The organism is Sorangium sp. So ce448 (assembly GCF_051520915.1).
GTDB lineage: Bacteria > Myxococcota_A > Polyangia > Polyangiales > Polyangiaceae > Sorangium > Sorangium cellulosum_B.
Window position 1 is genome coordinate 12,248,798 of the sequence record NZ_CP150343.1, and the last position, 20,177, is coordinate 12,268,974.

The following is a 20,177-nucleotide window of genomic DNA, read 5'->3' on the forward strand; positions in this document are numbered from 1 at the left end:
TTGGCCGTCGTCCGCGGCGACTCATCTTCCACGAAGGTGGCGCGTCCGGATTCCTGAAGCTGGGAGCCCGAGCGCGCTCCGCGTTCGCGATGCCATCGCTCGTTGATGGCACAGCTGCGCCCTCGCGCCGGCATGGCGCGGGCATGGCCAGATCGCGGGCGTGTACACCGCCGTGGCTCGGCATTCGGCCGAGTGCGGAGTGACGACGTGCGCCGCTGTGGCACCATGTGGCGGAGATACGCATGCTGGATGTAGAAGAGCAAGTGCGTGTGATGAAGGGGTTCGACAGGCGATCCGAGGTCGACGCGAGAGACTACTTGTTGGTCGCGGATGTGGTTCGGCGCATCGCCGACGCAGTTTTGGCTCACGCGAACGCCAACGGGGCAAGCGGTGTGACGTACTCACCTGGGAGCACTTGCGACCTTGTGAACGCCAATCATGAGTTTCCGGTCACGGCCTTCCGCCTCGACGACGGCAGTAGTGCGCGGTGCTGATTCATATGCGCGGGGCGTGTGTTGTCCGAATCAAGCAAGCGTGATCCAGAGAACGAATGGTGCATCGGATACGCCATCAGCAGCGTGGCGTACGTCCCCCAAGCTCGTCACCGACGACATGGTGCGGACGCTCGCCGAGCGACTGGCCATCTTCGTGAGCAAGGTACCTTCCTGACGTGCCGCGCGCGACTGAGTGAAAGAGCCGACGAATAGGCTACAATTGCGCAAGTCGGCTATGACATGCCATGTCCCAGCTTCGCAGAAAAGCCGGGAAACATAGGCCTGTGATGCTATTTGGGTCCTGAGCAAGGCGCCTCCCTCCGGCTGGTACCCGGAAGGAGGCTGCGGAACGCTGAGCGGTAGGGCCGTCCTGCGCACGTCGCATGTGCAGCAGGCGCCCCCGTTTGGAGAGAGGCAAGGGGCCGTGCCGAACGTGCTTCCTATCGAGACGCGCGTGCGCATCGCGTCCGCGCTGGTCGAAGGGACTGTTACTGAGCACCGTCGTTGATGCCGATGGCGCGCCTGTCGATCCAGCTCTTTGATGGCGGGGTGCTCGACCCACCGGAGAACACCATCATCGATGGCGGATCAGGTGCGATGACGGGGGGGCCGAGGGCAGCAAGCTGGCAGCGCGAAGAACTGTGGGAGCGTTCGGTGCTAGAGGACCGGCGACATGTCCGCGGGTTCCACCGCCGGCTGGCCAGCCAGCGTCGTCGTCAACCCGGGCCGGGCTCGGGATCGCCGGGCGTCTTCGTGCTGGCGCGGCTGGGAGCAGCCCCGGTAGCCGTGTGGAATGCCAGCACGGCCACCTGGAGATGGCCCATGGCGACATTATGCGTGAGGGACGGAGTGATCTTCTGGAGGCTCATGTCCGCCACCGCGAGCAGCTGCTTCCGCACTTCCTCGACCTTCTTCGCGTTTTCCTCGTTCATCCACGACCAATAGCACGGGACCGCCTGGTTCCGCAGCCCTGCCCTGGCCGCGCTGATCGCGCCCTCCCATGGTGCGGTCACGCTGCCCTCTGCGCCGCACTGGGCACGTCCCAGCGAATGAGGACGTTGTAGGGGCGACGGTCGGTGGAGAATCCAACGGAGCGCCTCCGCGATCTTCACCAGCATCTTGAGCTTGGCGCAGCGGCTCGCGGCGTTGGCCTCGACAGACGCACTCGCCGCGCGCGAGGCGCGCCAGGGCGGTGCGCTTGCACGAAGTCGACGGAGAGACGGCCAGCGACGAGAGGAGAGGGGGCGCGCTGTGAACGATTGTAATCGAGCGGATGTTGACACGGGGGGCACGCTGGCCACAGGTGGCCGCGAATTCCACATACCTTGCGTCGGCAACCAGGCGCAGCTTGGCGCCAGGACTCGGCCTCAGCGCGATCGTGACCAACACCGACCTGCGGGCCGGCCTCCGCACGGCATGCAGCGGCCGAGCGCGCGCGGGGGCCGCGCCGCGATCGAGCGCGTGGTCGGCGCGCGCGTGGAGCGTGCCGTGACGTTGAGCCCGTGCCCGCCGTGAATGCCGGCCGAGCGGGCGCATCGAAGCAGCCGTATGCATCGCTTCGATGACTCCACGCCCGCCGTGCGATCGTCTGCATCTCCCACCGGCGGCACGTCACCTGGCGGTGCGCGGCGCTCGCCCCGTTCCCGCGAGCCCTCGGCGCGCGCGCTGCGGCGGCCGTGCGTCACGCCGGCTCGCCGCCGCGGCGCGGGGCCCTCGACCGCGCTCCGACTCTGCCTCATGGCGTTCGCCGCCGTGTTTTCCGCCGGCTGCGCGAGCGACGTGCAGGATGAACTCGACCCCGCCGAGGCCGAGCTGCGCGCCCTCTTCCCGGAGCAGGCCGGGCTGGTGCTCGCCGCCGGCGGCGCCCTGGCGCGCGGCGAGCGCGGCTATTCCGTGACGGCGGCGCGCGGCGAGGCCGCGCGGGGCAGCGGGTCGTCGTCGCTGGGGCTCGTCGTCCACCTGCCCGAGCACGGGAGCGATGAGATCCGGATCGAGCTGCCGGACGGCTTTCACGTGCGCGTCCGCGAGCGCAGGGGGCTCGGCGCCGGACGGCTCGTGGGGACTCAGGAGATCGCCGGCGGAGATGCCGTCGCCTATGCGCACGAAGGTGGGTATTCCTTCTGGACGGCGGCGCACGGGGGATACGAAGAGTGGCTCCTCCTCCGGCCGGGCACCTTCCGGGCGGACGCGCCGGTCGCCGCGTGGTCCGTTCAGGGCGCGACGCTGCGGCGGCGCGGCGCGGCGATCGAGCTCGCCGACGAGGCCGGCGTCGCGCGCCTCGCCGTGACGGCGCCGTCGGCCTTCGCGCACGGGGGCCGGAGGGTCTCGACGCGCCTCGACGCCGAGGGCTCGACGCTCTCGCTCTGGGTCGACGCCCCGCCGGAGGAGGCCGTGCTCGTGGACCCGCTGTGGGTGGCGACCGGGAGGATGATCACGGCGCGCGCCGAGCACACGGCGACCTCGCTGGACGACGGCAGGGTCCTCATCGCGGGGGGGTTCCTGGGCTTGGACGAGGGGATCTTTTGCGATCCGAAGTACCCGACGACGCCGCTTGGCAGCGCGGAGATCTTCGATCCCGCGACGGGCGCGTTCCTGGCGGCCGCGCCGATGGCTGCTGTGCGCGGCGGTCACACCGCGACACGCCTCGCGGACGGGAGGGTGCTGGTCATCGGCGGAGAGGCGGGGGGCCCGGGCGTCGAGATCTACGCTCCCGCGCTCGATGCATGGCTTCCGGCCTCGTCGCCGTCGATGTCGCGGGCGAGCCACACGGCCACGCTGCTCGACGACGGGCGGGTCCTCCTCGCCGGAGGACGGGCCGGGTCCACGGCGACGGAGAGCACCGAGATCTACGACCCGGCGACCGACACGTGGGCCCCAGGACCCCCCATGCAGGGTGTCCGCGCCGATCACCAGGCCACCCGGCTGCTCGATGGACGCGTGCTCGTCACGGGCGGCACGTCCGGGCCGGCCGCGGGCGCCGTCGAGATCTTCGACCCGCTGACGGCGACCTGGTCGGCTGCGGCGCCGCTCGACCGCATTCGCTGGCTGACGGCGACGCTGCTGCTCGACGGACGCGTGCTCGTCACGGGCCTGGCAGGCGCCGCCGAGGTCTACGATCCTGCTGCGGATGCGTGGACCGCGGCGCCGGGCAAGTGGGGCGACACGCCCGCGACGGGCTCCTGGGATGACGGGAGCTACGTGGCCGGGCTCGGCGTGCTCGGCGAGGCGGCCGCGCGGCTCCCCGACGGCCAGGTCATGATCAGCGGAGGCATCGAGGAGATCTTCTACGCGTACCCCTGGGGAGGGACCAGCTGCAGTTTGCTCTATCTTTTGCACGCCCACGACACCTACGATCGAGTCCAGCTCTACGATCCGGTCACGGACGCGTGGTCGCCGGGCGGCAAGATCCCGACTGGGCGAGGCTATCACTCTGCCACGTCGCTCGATGACGGCGGAGTCCTCGTGGCAGGTGGGTACAGGGGGCTCTGGTCGCCGCGCGAGGGCGTCAGCACAGACAGCGCCGTCGTGGTTGCCAGCGACCCTTCGACGAACGGCGCGCCCTGCTCGACCGCCACGCGATGCGCGAGCGGCATCTGCGTGGACGGCGTGTGCTGCGCGTCGGCGTGCAGCGATGGTGAGTGCAGCGCCTGCTCCATCGCGGCGGGGGGCAAGGTGGACGGGGTGTGCACGCCTGCCCACGGCGTCCCGTGTGACGACGGCGACGCGTGCACGCTCGGCGATTCCTGCAACGCTGGAGTGTGCGCCGGAGCTCCATCGAGCAGCGCGGAGTGCGGCGCTGGAGAGGGGGGTGCCGGCGGTGGTGAGGGCGGCGCCGGCGGTGGCGAGGGCGGTGCCGGCGGTGGCGAGGGAGGCGCTGGCGCCAGCAATGGCGGCGCTAACGCTGGTGCAGGAGGCGCTGGCGAGGGAGGCGCCGGCGGTGGCGAGGGAGGCGCTGGCGCCGGCTATGGCGGCGCTAACGCTGGAGCAGGAGGCGCTGGCGAGGGAGGCGCCGGCGGTGGCGAGGGAGGCGTTGGCGCCGGCAATGGCGGCGCTGGTGCTGGAGCAGGAGGCGCTGGCGCTGGAGGTGGTGGCGCTGGAGCAGGAGGCGCTGGCAACGGCGGCGCCGGCGGTGGCGAGGGAGGCGCCGGCGCTGGAGACACCGGCAATGGCGGCTCCGGCGCAGGAGGCGCTGGCGCCGGCAATGGTGGCGCCGACGCTGGCGCAGGAGGCGCTGATGCTGGCGAGGGGGGCGCCGGAACCGGCAACGGCGGAGCTGTCACGAGCGCGGGGAGCGCCGGCGCGAGCGACGTGAGTCCCGCCACGCCCCCGCCCTCCAGCAGCGGCTGCAGCGCGGCCGGCTCGGGCTCCGACTGGCAGCCTGCCGCCGCCGGGCTCGCGCTGCTCCTGAGCGCGCGCCGCCGGCGGACCCGCCGAGCGCAATCCCCTCGCAATGCCGCATAGAAGCTCTCCACGAGGGGCTCGCTCCGCTCGTGCGCCCGGCATGATCGCCCGCCGGGCGCTTTGGCTCAGAACAGCTCGATGTCATCGAGGTTCAAGCCATCCTTGAATGTAGGGCACGCTGATTGCTGGAGGCGCTTCATGAAGACCAACTCGGGACGCACTGTTTTCCCTGCGGGTTCGCTCGTCGCGCTCGCGATGATTGTGGGCTGTGGCAAAGTCACGGTCGAACTACCGGGCTCCGTCGATGTCGAGCCGCCTGGCTCTGTGGATGTCGAGCCACCGGCTCCTGAAGATGTCGAGCCACCGGGCCCTGAAGATGTCGAGCCACCGGCTCCTGAAGATGTCGACTCCTCGGGGTCTGTGAACAGCGAACCACCGGACCCTGTGGATAGCGAGCCCGAGAGCTGCGTTGAAGGTACGGAGGTATCGTTCTTTGCGCCCTCGGGAATGGACGCCGACTGTCTTCTTCCGGTCGATGGGGAACGGCTCATCGCGGTTGGAGCACCAGCGAACGGGGGGGTCGCGGAGCTCGACGAGGCGGGCAACGTGGTGTGGAGCTCGACCCTCCTGCCCGGCGGATTTCTGAAGACCGGCGCCACGACCGAGGACGGGGGCCTCATGGTCGCGGGCCAGGTGGGTGATCCGACGTCTCCGTCCGGCACGGGGTTGTGGCTCGGTCGGCTCGACGGAGCCGGTCAGCTGCTGGCGAGCCGGCAGCTCGGACCATCGGCCTTCAGCGCGCACGTCGACATCGATCTGCTCCGGCACCCGACCGGGGGATACGTGCTCTCCACCCACGACACCGAGGCCGACGGCGCGGCGCCTCGGCTGCGCCTGTTGCGGCTGGACGACGCTGGCGAGATCGTCCACGAACGGTTCATGCCGATCGCTCCCGGGTCCGCGATCACGCAGTCCTGGAGTCGGGGCGGGGCCGTGCTGCTGCCCGGAGGTGACGTGGTTCAGCTGACCGCGCACGCCGGGTACCTGCGCGTCGTCCGCAGCACCGAGCAGACGGCGCCGGTGTTCGACCGTGTGCTGGAGGAGGTCGGCGGAGCGTGGCCACAGGACATCGCGGCCCTGCCCGATGGCCGCATCGCGATCGCCGCGATCAGCGTCGGTCAGAGTCACGTCATCCTGCTGGACGCCGAGGGAGCAGTGATCTGGGCCAGAACCTATCACCCTGAGCGCGACACCGAGCTTCACGCCATCTCGTACGATCCGAACACGGGGCTCTTGCACCTCGGCGGGACGACGCGGGGAACGGACGGAGGAACGCAGCGGACATGGCTACTCTCCGTCGACACCGACGGGGAGCTGCGCTGGGAGTTCGAAGGTGAGGTCGGCACGCCGAGCCGGTTCAATGCGGTCGCGTCGCTCCCCGGCGGTGGGTTCGTGGCAGCTGGATTCCACGATTTCGTCTATGCGGTGGTCCGCCCGAAGACGTGTCCGTGAGCGGCGGCCGGGTCGACACATCGACAGATTGTCGAGAGAGCGCACCATCGGCGGAGCGTCCGCTGACGGCGTGGATCAGGGGACGTCTGTCGGGTCCCAGCTCGCGCGGAAGCCGACATCGAGCCCGTCGAGCGTGCGCATCGTGCCGGCGTCGAGCGCGAAGTCGAAGATCGCGCCGTTCTCGGCGATACGCGCGGGGGTGACCGACTTCGGCAGAACGATCAAGCCGTGCTGCACGGCCCAGCGCAGCATCACCTGCGCCGGTGTGCGCCCGACCTTTGTCGCCGCGGAGACGATGTCTCTGTGCCCGAGCTTCACGCCCTGCGTGAGCGGGCTGTACGCCTGCACGAGGATCCGGTGCTTTGCGCAGAACGCGCGCAGCTCGGCCTGCCCGAGGAACGGGCTGAGCTCGACCTGGTTGATCGCCGGCACCACCGCGCTCTCGACGAGGAGCTCCTCGAGGTGCCGCACGGTGTAGTTGCTGACGCCGATCGACTTCGCGAGGCCTTGCTTCTGCGCCTCGACGAGCGCGCGCCAGGTGTCGCTGCGCTTGCCGGTGACGGGAAAGTGAATGAGCACGAGATCGTAGGCGTCGAGCGCGGCTTCCTTGAGCGAGCGATCGAGCGAGCGCAGCGTCGTGTCACGCCCCTGGTTGAAATTCGCGATCTTCGTCGTGATGAACACCGCGTCGCGCCCGAGGCCGCTCTTGCGCAACGCGCTGCCGACGTCCGCCTCGTTGCCATAGTACTGGGCGGTGTCGACGTGGCGATAGCCGAGGCGCAGCGCTTCGAGGACGGCGCCCTCGGTCTCCGCGCCGGGCGCCGATTGATACACCCCGAGCCCGAGCTGCGGAATGTGGTGACCGTCGATCATCTGCAGGCGTGGTGATTCGATCATTGGCGGGCCCCCTGGTTTCGGCCATCGCTCGGCAGGGTCGAGCGCGAGAGTGTGCTGGCGAAGTCGAGACGTTAGTGACGGTGAATGTCGACGGCAAGAGCAAGAAAACTCCGTGGCGACTGTGCAGAGCGCGCGCCAGCTGGCCGATATCGATGAAGAGAGCGAGCGCCTCGGCCTCCTCGCCTCGACAGCCCAACGCGGCAGTGCTACCCATCTCACGTGTCCGGCGCTGAGGGGGAGGACATGTCATTACATCATGGCCTGTCGCCGATGCACGCAGGAAAGGATCGCCATATGCGTATCAATCGAATCCGAGGTCTGCGGGCAGCTCAGCTTGCGTTCGCGTTCGCGTCTGCGGGAGCAGCCTTCTGCTTCGCAGCGTGCTCGGCCGACACGGGCGGCGGCAGCACGACGGGCGGCGGCAGCACGACGGGCGGCGGCAGCACGACGGGCACGGGCGGCGGCAGCACGACGGGCACGGGTGGCGGCAGCACGACAGGCACGGGCGGCGGCAGCACGACGGGCACGGGCGGCGGCAGCACGACGGGCACGGGTGGCGGCAGCACGACGGGCGGCGGCAGCACCACGGGTTCGGGCGGCGGCAGCACCACGGGCGGTGGCGGCAGCGGGGGCTCGGGCGTTGTGTGGCAGACGGCCAGCCTGACGGAGTTCGAGTCTTACCCCGACCCCGGCAGCGAGGAGTGCATCGAGTACAACGGGTGCACGTGGGCCGGCCAGTTCGCGGCCCTCGACGGAAAGCAGCCGGAGAGCTGGGTCAGAGAGAACAACATCGCCGCGGTGCACTCGAAGGATTTCGAGAGGTACAAGCTCAAGACCCTGCGCCTTCGAAAGAATGGCAAGGAGATCGACGTCAAGGTGTATGACATGTGCGCCGACTCCGATTGCAGCGGGTGCTGCACGCGGAACGCGCAACCGTCGGGGTACCTGATCGATATCGAGAAATACACCGCTCAGCGGTTCGGGGTCTCGGCGTCTGGACAGGTCGAGTGGAGGTGCCTCGACTGCAATTGATGGCTGTCTCGCCTGGCAGGCGGCTCGGGCGCCGCCTTGCTCACCCGCCGAGCGCCTTGTCGATCGCCTGCGTGAGCTTCGGGTCGTCCGGCGCCACGGACGACTCGAACCGCGCGATCACCGACCCGTCCTTGCCGATCAAGAACTTGGTGAAGTTCCACTTCACCTCACCGGCAGGCGCGGCTTGCGTGAGGAAGGCATAGAGGGGGTGCTTGCTGCCCCCCTTGACCGGGATCTTCGAGAACATGGGAAAGCTGACGCCGAACTTCGTGGAGCAGAAGGCGGCGATCTCGGCGTCGGTCCCCGGCTCCTGCGCGCCGAAATCGTTCGACGGGAAGCCGAGGACGGCGAAGCCGCGATCCTTCAGCCGATCATGGAGCTCCTCGAGCCCGGCGTACTGCGGCGTATAGCCGCATTCCGAAGCGGTGTTCACCACGAGCAGCACCTTGCCTCGGTACTCACCGAGCGAGCGGTCCTGTCCGTCGATGGTCTTCACGGTGAAGTCGTAGAGCGACATGGCCTTTCCTTCCTGAGCAGCGCCGGGCGTGTGCTCCGGCGCGGTGCGCTCGGCATCCCTCCCACAACCCGACACACAGGCGAGGGCGAGCGAGCTGATCAGGGCGAGTCCACACCGGAGCACGCGCGGCGAGCGTTCCATGCCGGAATGGATAGGCGCGCTTCCGGGCCGCGTCGAGCAGGAACGCCGCCGCCGACCCATCGCCGCGTGAACGAGCCGGGCCGCAGCCTCACCCCGAGGGCGACGGGTGCGCGCGGGTCGGGGCCATGCGCACGTCGGAGCGCGACCCGGAGCCCGGGGCGCCGGGGCGAGACAGATTCGCCTCGTCCTTACCCGTCGACGCCCCGGCGCAAGAACGCGCCCGCGAGGTCGAGCGCGTCGCGCGCGGCCTCGAACGTCCCAAGGCTCCTCGGGAACACGTGGGGCATGCCCTCCCAGACGTGGACGTCAGCGTCGGCGAGCGCATCGAGGCGAACGGAGTCGTCGAGCAGGATCTCGGCCGTGCCCACGTGAACCTGAACAGGCGGGATGTGCTCCATCGCGCCGTACAGCGCGGAGGCGCGCGGATCGCGAGCGTCGTGACCGCAGAGGTAGTGACGCGCGCCGGCTTCGAGCACCCCACGGGAGAGCAGCGGATCTTCAAGGGCCTTGGCCTCGATGCTCGCGCCGGTCAGGGACAGATCGGTCCACGGCGAGAGGAGCACGCCGCACGGCGCCTTGCTCTCCGCGACCAGCAGGGCGAGCGCGAGCCCGCCGCCCGCCGAGTCCCCGGCGATGGCGACCCGCTCCGCGCCGAGCTCGCCGGTGAGGCCGAGGTGCGCATTCCTTGCATCCTCCCACGCGGCAGGGAAAGGGTGCTCCGGCGCCAGGCGATAGTCGGCAACGAACACGGAGATGCCGGCGCGGACCGCGAGCTGACCCGCGAAGTGGCGGAACGCGCGGGCGCTGCCGAGGATGAACGCACCGCCGTGCACGTAGAGGATCGCCCGACAAGGCCGCGGCGACGGCGGGATACACCACGTGCCCGGCACCCCACCGACGCGAGCCTCGCGGTGCTCGACGTCCGCGCCGGGGGGCGTGAGCTCGATGAGCTGGTCGAACGACGCTCGCGTCGGAGCGGCGCGGCTCGTCGCGAGCCGGGAGCGCAGCGCGGTCATGGCGTCGCGGTCGGCGGGAGAGAGGGGGTGATGGATCTGCGGCATCGGCGACCTCGGCAGAAGAGTGACGCCGTGAACGAATAGGACCTCCCACGTGGCTTGAGAACGGCGTCGCGGAGGGTAAGATCCATTCCTCGTCGGAATAACCGGAGCGGCGCATGGACAGGCTGGACGCGATCAAGACCCTCCTTCGGGTCGTCGAGACGAGGAGCTTCTCGGTGCCGGCGCGCGAGCTCGGCGTGGGTCAGCCCGCCGTGAGCAAGACGATCGCGCGTCTCGAGGAAGAGCTCGGGCTCCGGTTGGTCGGGCGCACGACGCGGCACGTGAGCGCGACCCCGGCCGGGCAGCGCCTCGTCGACGAGGTAGGTCCGCTCGTCCGGGCGCTCGACGAGCGCATCGCGCGGCTCGCGCGCGGCGATCGCGCGCCGAGCGGCACCGTGCGTATCGCGGTCGCCCCAGGCTTCGGCCGCGCCTGCGTCGTGCCGCTCCTGCGGGCCCTCCGCGCCGAGCACCCGGGCATCGCCGTCGAGCTCGCCGTCTCCGATCGGCTCGCGGACCTCGTGGCAGACAACATCGACCTCGCCGTTCGAGCCGGGGCGCTCGGTGACACGGGCCACATCGCGAGGCGTGTGGGGGAGACGCCGCTGCTCACCGTGGGCTCGGCGGCGTACCTGGCGCGCCACGGCGAGCCAGGTGAGCTGCCCGAACTCGAAGAGCACGAGTGCGTCGTGTTCTTCACTCGAGGCGCGCGGCGCGCATGGCGATTCGGGCGGCCGGCGGCGACGAGCCATCACCCTTCACGTGTGACGTTCCTCTCGAGCAACGCGGACGACATCCGCGCGGCGGTGCTCGCCGACGTCGGCCTCGCCCAGGTGCCGGGGTGGCTCGTCGCGCAGGATCTCGCGACCGGCGCCATGAGGGCCGTCCTGCGGCGACACGAGCCCGAGCCCATTCCTCTCTTCTTCGTGCGGCCGGCTCAGAAGCGACCGCCGGACCGCGTGCGCGTGGTGGAGCGGTTCCTGCTTCGTGAGCTCGCGCGCGAGCCGCTGCTGCAGGCGGGGCGCTGAGCCGGCTTCGGCTTCACCGCGGGGAGCGGCCGCCGTCCGGCGCGGGGCGAGGCGGCGGGCGAGCCGCCGCCGCCGTCACTTCTTCGTCAGCGCGTTGTAGCTGGTGATGAGGTTGCGGTAGTCGGGGATGTGGTTCGAGAACAGCGTCGCCAGTCCCTCGACGTCGTTGCGCCAGTCGCGGTGCAGCTCGCAGGCGACGCCGAACCACGTCATGAGCTGCGCGCCGGCTTGCGACATGCGATCCCAGGCGGAGTGCCGGGTGAGCTCGTTGAAGGTCCCGGACGCGTCCGTGACGACGAAGACCTGAAAACCCTCCTCGATCGCCGACAGCGCGGGGAAGGCCACGCAGACCTCGGTCACGACGCCCGCGATGATGAGCTGCTGCTTGCCCGTGGCCTTGACGGCTTTGACGAAGTCCTCGTTGTCCCACGCGTTGATGTTGCCGGGGCGCGCGATGTACGGGGCGTCCGGGAACTGCTCCTTCAGCTCCGGCATGAGCGGGCCATTGGGGCCGGACTCGAAGCTTGTCGTGAGGATCGTCGGCAGCTTGAAGTACTTCGCGAGATCGGAGAGCGCGAGCACGTTGTTCTTGAACGTGTCCGGCTGGATGTCGCGCACGAGCGACAAAAGTCCCGCCTGATGATCGACCAGCAACACGGCGGCGTTGTTTTTATCGAGTCGAACGTACGGCTTGGTCATGGGCTGTCTCCTCTTCTCTCGTCGTGGGTGATGCGTCTGTGTGGCTCGACGCCCGAGCATAGAAGTCGTTCAATCGTCCAGGTGGCCGAACTTGCCGCTCGCGAAGTCGGCGAACGCTTGCTGGATCTCTTGCGCGCTGTTCATGACGAACGGGCCGTACTGGACGATGGGCTCGTCGATCGGCTCGCCGCTCAGGACGAGCAGGTGGGCCTCCGATTCGGCCTCGATGAGCAAGCGCTCGCCGGCGTTCTCGAACACCGCGAGGTCGTGCTCCGCAGCGCGCGCTCCGTTGATCGCAATGTCGCCTTTCATGACGAGCAGGCCCAGGTTATGGCGCGCCGGGAAGGTGAGCTCGACCCTGCCCCGCGCGTTCAAGCGGACGTCGAAGATGTCGATCTTCGTGAACGTCTGCGCGGGTCCCTTCACGCCCTGGTATTCGCCTGCGACGACCCGGACGGAGCCCGCGTTCTCGGGGAGCGTGACGATGCCCATCCGATCGCTGGTGATGCTTTGATACCGAGGCGGCGACATCTTGTGGGCCTTGGGCAGATTCACCCAGAGCTGCGCCATCTGGAACGGGCCGCCGCGGCGCGCGTAGCTCTCTTCGTGATACTCCTTGTGAAGGATTCCCGACGCCGCCGTCATCCATTGCACGTCGCCCGGACCGATCACGCCGCCGCCGCCCGCGCTGTCGTGGTGGGCGACGCTCCCTTGCCAGGCGAGCGTGACCGTCTCGAAGCCTCGATGGGGATGCACGCCGACGCCCCGCGGCCTCGCCGCCGGCGCGTACTCGTACGTCGGGTGATAATCCAGCAACAGGAACGGATTCAGCTTTTGCGCAGCCTCCGGAATCGCCGAGAAGAACCCCGCGACCCGGAAGCCGTCGCCCACCCAGTGCAGGCCAGGGGCCCGGTAGATTCCCTCGATCGTTCGGAGCTCGGGCCGCGCTGCTCGGGTGGCGCTCGTCCGCGTCTGCATCGTATTCGTGGTGGTCATGGCTGCATTCTCCTGACACGAGGAGGAATAGACATGCCGAGCGCGTAGAACAATGCGCAATAGATGGAATAACTGTTCCGAAATTTGGAACAATTCTGTCACATGCGGGCGACCACGCTCGGCGCGGTGGACAACACGAGGCGCTCGCGGAGCAGGTCGAGGAACGCTACCACCTTCGGCGAGAGGTGCCGTGTGCTCGGATAGAGCGCGAACACGGGCACCTCGGGCGCCGACCAGGAGGCGAGCACCGGCATGAGCCGCCCCGCGGCGAGGTCTTCCGCGCACAGGTACTCCGGCAGTAGGGCTACGCCGAAGCCCGCGCGAGCGACCGAGCGAAGCATCTCGTAGTCGTTGACGACGAGCCGCGGGTGAACCGTGATCTCGGCGATCTTGGGCCCCGACCTGAGCTCCCAGGAGCTCCCCTCCGGCGCGAACACGATGCACGGGTGGTCCGCGAGCTCGGCAATGTCGTTCGGCTCGCCGAGCGCCTTTTTGACGTCGGGCGCAGCGACCAGACGGCGCCGCACGGCCCCGAGACGCCGGGCGACGAGGCTCGTGTCCGGCGTGGTGCCGGCCCGCAGCGCGAGGTCGAAGCGCTCCTCGACGACGTCGACCTTGCGATCGGTACAGACAAGGTCGACCTGGACATCGGGGAAGAGACGCAGGTATTCGGCGAAGATCGGTCCGAGAACGGAGAAGGCGAGCGGGGCCGTCACCCGCATGAGCCCCCGCGGCGTCGACTGGAGCTGCGAGACAGCGAGCTCTGCCTCCTCGAGCGCGGCGACGATGCGAACGCAGTGCTCGTAGTAGACGCGACCGACGTCCGTGAGGCTCAAGGTCCGCGTGGTCCGCTGGAGCAGCCGCGCGCCGACGCGCGACTCGAGATCGGAGATCTTCCGGCTCACGGTCGACTTCGGCATCCCGAGGGCGGCCGCGGCCGCCGTGAAGCTGCCTCCCTGAACTACCCTCGTGAAGAGGACGATCTCGTCGAGAGCGACGCTGGGCAGGCGAGGGTCCATGGGTGGGACAATTTACGCAAGAGGCGCGGATTGTGCCAAGGCGGCGCTGGGAGGCTCACAGGCCGACGCGCTCGACGCGCACCCGCACCTCGGCGGCCGCCAGCGCCGCGTCGCCGCCCGCCGTCCCCGCGCCGCGCTCCACCGAGCCGCCCGCGATCTCCGCGATGAGGAGCGGCCCCGTCGCCTTCACGATGCGGCGGGCCTGGCCCAGCACGCGCGCCCTCTCTTCCTCCGTCGCCCCGGCGAGGACGCCGCTGAGGAGGACCCCGCAGGCGCGGTTCGCCGGCAGCGCGGCGAGCCCGGCGACGGTCGTCGCGCGGGCCGCGAGGCCGCACACCTGCGCGACGTCGCGCGCGAGCAGCTCGGCCGCCTCGCCGACCACGACGACGCCGCCGTACAGGCCGCGCAAGGCGGGGGCGGCGACCGCCCTCACGCCGCGCACGAGCCGCGCGCGCGCCTCGATCGCGCCGGGCGAGCAGTCCGGCAGGCGCTCCGCCGCCGCCGCGTCCGGGGCAGCCGCCATGACGGCCGGCGAGAGCGCCGCCCGGATCGCGGCGAGCCGCGCCCGCCACCACCGCGCGCCATGCCCGATCTCCCGGGCGCGGCGCTCGCGCTCTTCCCGCCCTCGATGGACGTGGACCTGAAACGCCTCCGTGGCGGCCTTCTGCGGCTGGCGCAGGGCGCGAACGCTCGTGAGCAGGCGTATCTCGATGAGGTCCGCGCGCCGCACGCCCTCCAGCAGATCGACGAAGGCTCCCTTCTCGGCGCCGCCGCCGATGAACCACTCGTCGAAGCCGCCGAGCGCATCGACGAGGCCTCGCCAGACGATGGGCAGCCCGTCGCGCACATCGCAGAGCGGCTCGGAGCCCGGGGCGCCGGGGCGGGGGCGATCGCCGTCGGCGCCGGGCACGCCGCCGTCGAGCGGCGTGGCCGCGAGGAGCGGGGCGAGCCCCTCGACGGCGCCCGAGGCCGCCCACGCGGCCGAGCGCTCGATCCACGCGGCCGGCGGCAATGCGACGCGGGCCAGCGCCGGCGTGAGCACGGCCGGCACGCCGCGCGCGAGCGCCGCGTCGTGCTCCGAGAGCGCGTGCTCGACCGCCTCGGGCGGGAGCAGGACATCGGCGTCCAGAAACCAGATCAACGGCGCCAGGGCGGCGCGGAAGCCCGCGTTCCTGGCATGGCTGCAGTGCGGGAACTGCCCGCGCGGGCGCGGGCTGTCGACGATCTCGACCCGGAACGGGTGAGAGCCCGGCTCCGCCGCGGCGCGGATGGCGCCGCTCGGGTCGCCGCCGTCGCACACAACCACGACCTCGAAGGACGACGGGGCGGCGGTCTGCGCGCGCAGCGCGAGCACGGCGCGCCGCAGGAGGGGCGCGGTCGCGGGTTGGCACGGGATCACGAGGGCGATGCGCGGCGGAGCGGCGCTCGTCGCGCGAGCCTCCGCAGCCGGGCCGGGCGCGCCGGCCGCATCGCCCGCGGCGCAGCCCCCGACGGCCGCATCACCGGCGGACGCGCCGCTGCCGCCCGCACCCGCCGAGGAGCCGCCCCTCAGCGCCGGCCGCTCGCCGAGCACCTCCCACAAGCTGGCGAGGCACCGCTCGCGCTCGCTCAGGTACGCATCCCGCGCCGCTTCCTGGATGCGCCGGAGATCCGCCTCCGTGAACGCCATGCAGCGCTCGACCGCATCGCGCACGTCCTCCGGAGCCACCGCGTGTGTGCGCACGAGGCCCTGCGCGCCGTGCGGCGCGGCCGGCATGCGCAGCGCGCAGCCGTCGATCTCGCTCATCGCCTCGGTGTCGGGCACGAGGACCGCGGCGCCGACCGACAGGCCCTCATGGAGCGCGTGGCCCCAGCCCTCGTAACGAGACGGACAGAGGTGGAACCGAGACGCGTTCTGGTAAAAGCGAAGCCGCCGCTCGTCGACGCGCCCCGCGAACTCGACGTTCCGCGGCCTGAGCGGCCAGCCGAGCGAGGACACGACCGTCAGCGGATACGGGATGCGGTGGCGCTCCCAGGCCAGAAGCACCGAGTCCGTGCCCTTCGCGTCGGAGCCGCCAGGGACGTGCAGGAAGCGCCGCGCCCGGGGCACGGCCGGGTCCCATCGGTCCTCCGAGAAGAAGCCGAGGTGGCGAGCCCGCGGCGTGAGCGGGGCGAAGTGCGACAGCGCGTCCCGGGTCTTGCACAGGACGAGCTCGAAATCGTCGAGCGCGGACCGGGCCTCCGGCCGCCACCACTCGGCGTTCGGGATCAGCCAGCGGCGCGGCGCGCCCTCGGCGAGGCGCGGCTCGTAGACCTCGAGGAAGATGACGAGATCGGCACCCCCCACTCCCTCGGAGCGCTGGAAATGAACGCCGGTGACCCGGTGACCCCAGCTCTCCAGGAGGCTGCCGAGAAGACGGTAGTCGCGCTCGAGCCCCTTGCCGTTGTCGATGTTGGTGACGATGTGGATCTGCATCGGAAGCAGCCAGGGTCACACCCAGCCCCTCAGCCCCGCGTGGTGCTCGCCGAGGATGCCGAGCATCTGGCGCATGCGGTGCACATACGTGAAGCTCGCCTTGACGCGCGCGTGCCCGGCCCGCCGGATCGCCTCGCGCTCGTCGTCGTGCTTCACATAATAGTCGATGAGGCGCCGCAAGGCCGCGAAATCGCCGAACGGATAGTAGACCACGTGCTCGCGATCCCGGAGCTCCTCCTCCAGGCCGAAGATGTAGGGGTGGATCATGAAGCCTCCCCGGCCGAGCGTCTCGTAGATGCGATCGGACCAGTAATGCGGGTGATCGAAGCCGACACACAGGCTGTCGCCCACGACGATCTTCGAGGAGGCGTACAGGCGGTTGAGGGCGTCGCCGCGCACGCAGCTCTCCGGTGAGCCGTGCTTCACGAAGCGGCGGCCGTACGTCTGCGACAGGAAGTCGACAAGACGCCTCCGATAAGGCCACTCGGGATGGTAATCGTACGAGCCCACGAAGCAGACGTCGGCCGCTACGCCGGGGTCGACCTCCGCGAGATAACACTCGGCGCCGTACACGCCGGGCTTGAGGTAATGGTGGCGTATCCCCTGCGCCCGGAAGAACGCCTCGCTCCCGCCGTCGGGCGTGAACACGTGCTGCGTGCGCCAGAACGGGTCGAGGCGGAGATCGCGGCCGCGCGAGAGGCCGGCGTACAGGTCGAGGTGATACGAGGCCGTCGGGATGGGCAGCTGGGTGATCCAGCGCAGCGCGTCGCCGCGCAGGCCCCAGGTGCGGGTGTAGAGCAGCAGATCGACGTCGCGCGCCATGCCGTCGAGCTCGTCCAGGGTGAACGCGTTCTCCTGGGCCTGGACGACCTCGACGCCGAGCGCTCGCAGGCTCTCGCCGACGTGGTTCTCGGTCGAGAACGACGGGCCGAAATTACCGATGTACAGGATGCGACGGCGCATGGGCGAGGGGGCCACGGCGGCGGCGCCCGTCAGGGACGCGGGTCCAGCGGCCACGTGGCCACGAGCGCGCGCGCGTCGGGCGTGCGCGCCTTCGAGAGCACCGCGAGCGTCACGGTGCGATCCGTGACCAGCACGCACGGCGCCGAGAACGCCGCTGGATCGGCGCCGCCGGCGTCGACGGGGAGCACGCGGAACGCGGCGCCCGGGGCCGGCCGGTGCGCGACGAGGAGGTGGGCGGCGGAGGTCGCGACGATCACGAGCCCGCCGCCCGCGCGGTCGGCGTCGATCTCGAAGACGCGGCGGTCGCCGAACGGCGCGTCCTCGGCGCCGGCAGGGCCGTACGCCGCGTCGCGGGCCGAGACGCGCACGGTGCCGGGCAGCGCGCCGCCGCGCGAGGCGCCGGGGGCGACGCGCTTGCACACCGCGGTGGGGCCCGGCGACCCGGCGAGGACCACGACATCGATGCACTCGCCGATCGGGTGGTCCACCGGGGCGCCGCCGGCCGCCGCGGCCTCCAGCACGACCGCCGTCGCGTTGTCGACGACGGCGGACACGGCGCCCGGGACGCCGGGGGAGGGCGCGGGGAGCGAGCCGGCGCCCGCGCCGCGCACGAACCGAGGCCCGCTGAAGCTCGCGAACGGCCGGTGCGCCGTGAGCGAGGTGCGGACACCGGAGGCGCCGTCGAGCCGGACCAGCGCGTTCACCGCGCCGCCGGCGACCTCCACAACGAACGACAGCGCGCCGCCGTCCGCCGCCGCGGCGTCCCAGCGGGGCAGCGCGGGCAAGAGCTGCGGGATCGTGGCGACGGCGCCCGACGGACCGCGGCCCGCGAGCGGCAAGGCCCAGACGTCCGTGCGGTGCGGCGGGGCCGCGCTGTGCGTCGACGACGCGAGCAGCACCGGCGCCCCGTCGAGCGCGACGAGGCGCAGGGCGTCCGCGAGCGGGGCGTCGGGCAGCGCGGCGGGAGAGAGCGCGACAGGCGGAGGGGGCGTTTCGTTCATGGGCGCAGATCCGGGGGCGGGGCGACACGCGGCGGCGGCGAGACAGACGAGGAGCGCGGGCGCGGGAGGCCCGCGGCGCGGCTTCCAGGGGGCGTTGGTCGAGCGGGGCGAGATCATGCCGGTCGGCCTCCGCGCTGCGCTAGCGCGACAAGCGGCTTGAAACCGCATGCAAACAGCAAGAAATCGAACCGCCAAGGCGCCAGGGACGCCAAGAGTTCATTGTCTTCTTGGCGTCCCTGGCGCCTTGGCGGTTCATTCCCTGGTCTCCAAGCTGGTCGGCGCTCTAGATGCGGGCGTTCGTGCGCATGTTCCACAGCTGCACGAGGGCCTGCGGGTTCGACGATTTCGGATAGCCGGCGAGCGCGGCGGCGAACAGCCCGTCGATCGCGCCGGTCTCCCACGTGGCCGCGTCGGCGAACGGCCCGCCGCCATACGAGGGGTCGTAGAGCTGGCCGCCGTGCACGACGATGAAATGGTTGAAGAACGCGGGCGGGGGCTCGGGGTTCCGCTGGCCGGGGATCCCCGGCAGGTTGACAACGTCGGTCCACATGCGGTGGGTCCACGGGGCGGGCCGCGTGGCCGCGTTCCACTGCCAGTTCTTCACGAGGAACCCCTCGGATCCCGAGGTCCACGCCGGCACCGTGACGACGACCACCACCTTGTCGGCGCTGGTGATGCCATGGACCTTGAGCATGTCGATGAAGAACTCGGCCCACGAGCCGCACTGCCCGCTGCCGTCGGCGCTCGCGAGGAGAAGGCGGGTGTTCGTGCAGGTGGTCGTGTTCGGGTTCCAGTACGTGAGGCCCACGCCGTCGCGCTTGCGCGTGAGCGCCCGCGTCGCGAAGGGCGCGAAGCTCCGGGACACGACGCGCCCCTCGGTCGTCTCGCCCTGGGCCGCGCGGCACGAGATGTCGACGAGCGTCCAGTGGACCGTGCCGGCCGGCGCGCCGAGCACCGCGTAGACGAGGTGCGCCGTCGTGCCCGCGCCGACCCAGCCGGTGCCGGCGGCGTTCGCCTCCCACGCGATCGTCAGCGGATCGTAGCAGGCGACCACGTTCGGCAGCGGCGCGCTGCTCGTCATCGAGGGCGTGGAGACGTCGACCGACCCGGGCGACACGCTGACCGTGCACGTCCATTCGAGCGTCACGCCGCCGGCCACGGCGCGGCCGCGCAGCTGCACGGACTCGGTCCCGGTGGGCGGCCGGAGCACGCGCAGCACCACGGCGAACGGGACATGCGCGCCGCGGACGTAGCAGACCGGCGATTGATCCGCCGCCTGCCGGGTGCTCAGCCACTCGGGGGAGGTGAAGTTCCCGAGAGAGTCCCGCTCGACCGCGTGGTTCGCCGTGAAATCGACCTGGATCACGCCGACAAGCGCGTGGACGATGGCGGGCGCCTTCGGCGACGGCTGCACCGGCGGCGGCACCTCGAGCGGCCTGCGCGCCTCGGGGGCGCGCGGCGGCGGGCCGCGGAAGGCGAGGAGGCACCCCGTCCGGAGCAGCTCGGCGACGCGCTCGCGGAGCAGGTCGAGCTCGCGCGCCGCGTCGAGCGACACGATGCCGGCGCCCGCGGCGCACAGCTCGCTCAGGAGATCGACGCGCTCGCGATCCGGCTCCTCCGAAGGGAACCACGCGGGCACCTCGAGGGCGGCCAGGTGCGGCTCGATCGGCTCCGCGCCCTCGGGCAGGACCGCGCCGGCTGCACGGACGAAGCCGACGTCTCCGTACGCATCGACGACCTGCCAGACGTTGCCCATGAATCCGCGCGATCCGCTGTCCGCTGTTCCCCCGGCGCCCGATCTGACTAGGCCCGCCCTCGCCGTGCGTCAACCGTTCGTCAAGCAGCGCGCCGGCATGTCGACGGCATGTGTGCACGGCATGTGCGCTGGCATGTGCGCGGCATGTCGACCGCGTCGGCGCGCGTGAATGTGCCCACCCGGCCGGCGAGCGATGGTAGTCTCGACGGCT

15 protein-coding genes are annotated in these 20,177 nt (G+C 70.9%); 4 read left to right on the forward strand and 11 right to left on the reverse strand.

Going from position 1 to position 20,177, the window contains the following annotated elements:
• Window positions 1–1,210: 1,210 nt before the first annotated feature.
• On the reverse strand, window positions 1,211–1,426 hold the full coding sequence (locus WMF45_RS46055; protein ID WP_437713159.1) for a hypothetical protein: 216 nt from the start codon (window positions 1,424–1,426) through the stop codon (window positions 1,211–1,213).
• Between the two features lie 805 nt (window positions 1,427–2,231).
• Here WMF45_RS46055 and WMF45_RS46060 point away from each other — a divergent pair.
• Window positions 2,232–4,955 carry a kelch repeat-containing protein gene (locus WMF45_RS46060; protein ID WP_437713160.1) on the forward strand — a complete coding sequence of 908 codons (2,724 nt, stop codon included), beginning with the start codon at window positions 2,232–2,234 and terminating at the stop codon, window positions 4,953–4,955.
• Between the two features lie 447 nt (window positions 4,956–5,402).
• The gene (locus WMF45_RS46065) at window positions 5,403–6,407 is read left to right on the forward strand and encodes a hypothetical protein (protein ID WP_437713161.1); all 1,005 of its coding nucleotides are present in this window, start codon (window positions 5,403–5,405) and stop codon (window positions 6,405–6,407) included.
• 75 nt (window positions 6,408–6,482) lie between these two features.
• Here WMF45_RS46065 and WMF45_RS46070 read toward each other — a convergent pair whose 3' ends face one another.
• Window positions 6,483–7,304, reverse strand: coding sequence for an aldo/keto reductase (locus WMF45_RS46070; protein WP_437713162.1), 822 nt, complete (start codon window positions 7,302–7,304; stop codon window positions 6,483–6,485).
• 294 nt (window positions 7,305–7,598) lie between these two features.
• Here WMF45_RS46070 and WMF45_RS46075 point away from each other — a divergent pair, with 294 nt between their 5' ends.
• On the forward strand, window positions 7,599–8,336 hold the full coding sequence (locus WMF45_RS46075; protein WP_437713163.1) for a hypothetical protein: 738 nt from the start codon (window positions 7,599–7,601) through the stop codon (window positions 8,334–8,336).
• Window positions 8,337–8,376: 40 nt separating this feature from the next.
• On the opposite strand, the gene WMF45_RS46080 is transcribed toward WMF45_RS46075, so the two are convergent.
• Together WMF45_RS46080 and WMF45_RS46085 are read right to left on the reverse strand one after the other, a co-directional pair.
• A complete protein-coding gene (locus WMF45_RS46080; RefSeq protein WP_437719652.1) occupies window positions 8,377–8,853 on the reverse strand; it encodes a glutathione peroxidase in 477 nt (158 codons plus the stop codon).
• Window positions 8,854–9,182: 329 nt separating this feature from the next.
• A complete protein-coding gene (locus WMF45_RS46085; RefSeq protein ID WP_437713164.1) occupies window positions 9,183–10,055 on the reverse strand; it encodes an alpha/beta hydrolase fold domain-containing protein in 873 nt (290 codons plus the stop codon).
• A gap of 113 nt (window positions 10,056–10,168) precedes the next feature.
• Here WMF45_RS46085 and WMF45_RS46090 point away from each other — a divergent pair, with 113 nt between their 5' ends.
• Complete coding sequence (locus tag WMF45_RS46090; protein ID WP_437713165.1) at window positions 10,169–11,077, forward strand: LysR substrate-binding domain-containing protein; 909 nt, start codon at window positions 10,169–10,171, stop codon at window positions 11,075–11,077.
• 75 nt (window positions 11,078–11,152) lie between these two features.
• On the opposite strand, the gene ycaC is transcribed toward WMF45_RS46090, so the two are convergent.
• The 7 genes from ycaC to WMF45_RS46125 all read right to left on the reverse strand — a co-directional run bounded on the left by ycaC (window position 11,153) and on the right by WMF45_RS46125 (window position 19,966).
• Window positions 11,153–11,776, reverse strand: coding sequence for an isochorismate family cysteine hydrolase YcaC (gene ycaC, locus WMF45_RS46095; protein WP_437713166.1), 624 nt, complete (start codon window positions 11,774–11,776; stop codon window positions 11,153–11,155).
• A gap of 69 nt (window positions 11,777–11,845) precedes the next feature.
• Entirely contained in the window at window positions 11,846–12,772 is a 927-nt protein-coding gene (locus WMF45_RS46100; RefSeq protein WP_437713167.1) for a pirin family protein, read from the reverse strand.
• 98 nt (window positions 12,773–12,870) lie between these two features.
• Window positions 12,871–13,791 carry a LysR family transcriptional regulator gene (locus WMF45_RS46105; RefSeq protein ID WP_437713168.1) on the reverse strand — a complete coding sequence of 307 codons (921 nt, stop codon included), beginning with the start codon at window positions 13,789–13,791 and terminating at the stop codon, window positions 12,871–12,873.
• Between the two features lie 55 nt (window positions 13,792–13,846).
• Entirely contained in the window at window positions 13,847–16,246 is a 2,400-nt protein-coding gene (locus WMF45_RS46110; protein WP_437713169.1) for a glycosyltransferase, read from the reverse strand.
• 15 nt (window positions 16,247–16,261) lie between these two features.
• The gene (locus WMF45_RS46115; protein WP_437713170.1) at window positions 16,262–17,209 is read right to left on the reverse strand and encodes a glycosyltransferase family protein; all 948 of its coding nucleotides are present in this window, start codon (window positions 17,207–17,209) and stop codon (window positions 16,262–16,264) included.
• A 29-nt stretch (window positions 17,210–17,238) separates the two neighbouring features.
• Complete coding sequence (locus tag WMF45_RS46120) at window positions 17,239–18,210, reverse strand: hypothetical protein (protein WP_437713171.1); 972 nt, start codon at window positions 18,208–18,210, stop codon at window positions 17,239–17,241.
• A 283-nt stretch (window positions 18,211–18,493) separates the two neighbouring features.
• Window positions 18,494–19,966: a hypothetical protein gene (locus WMF45_RS46125; RefSeq protein WP_437713172.1), complete on the reverse strand. Its 1,473-nt coding sequence runs from the start codon at window positions 19,964–19,966 to the stop codon at window positions 18,494–18,496.
• Between the last annotated feature and the right edge of the window lie 211 nt (window positions 19,967–20,177).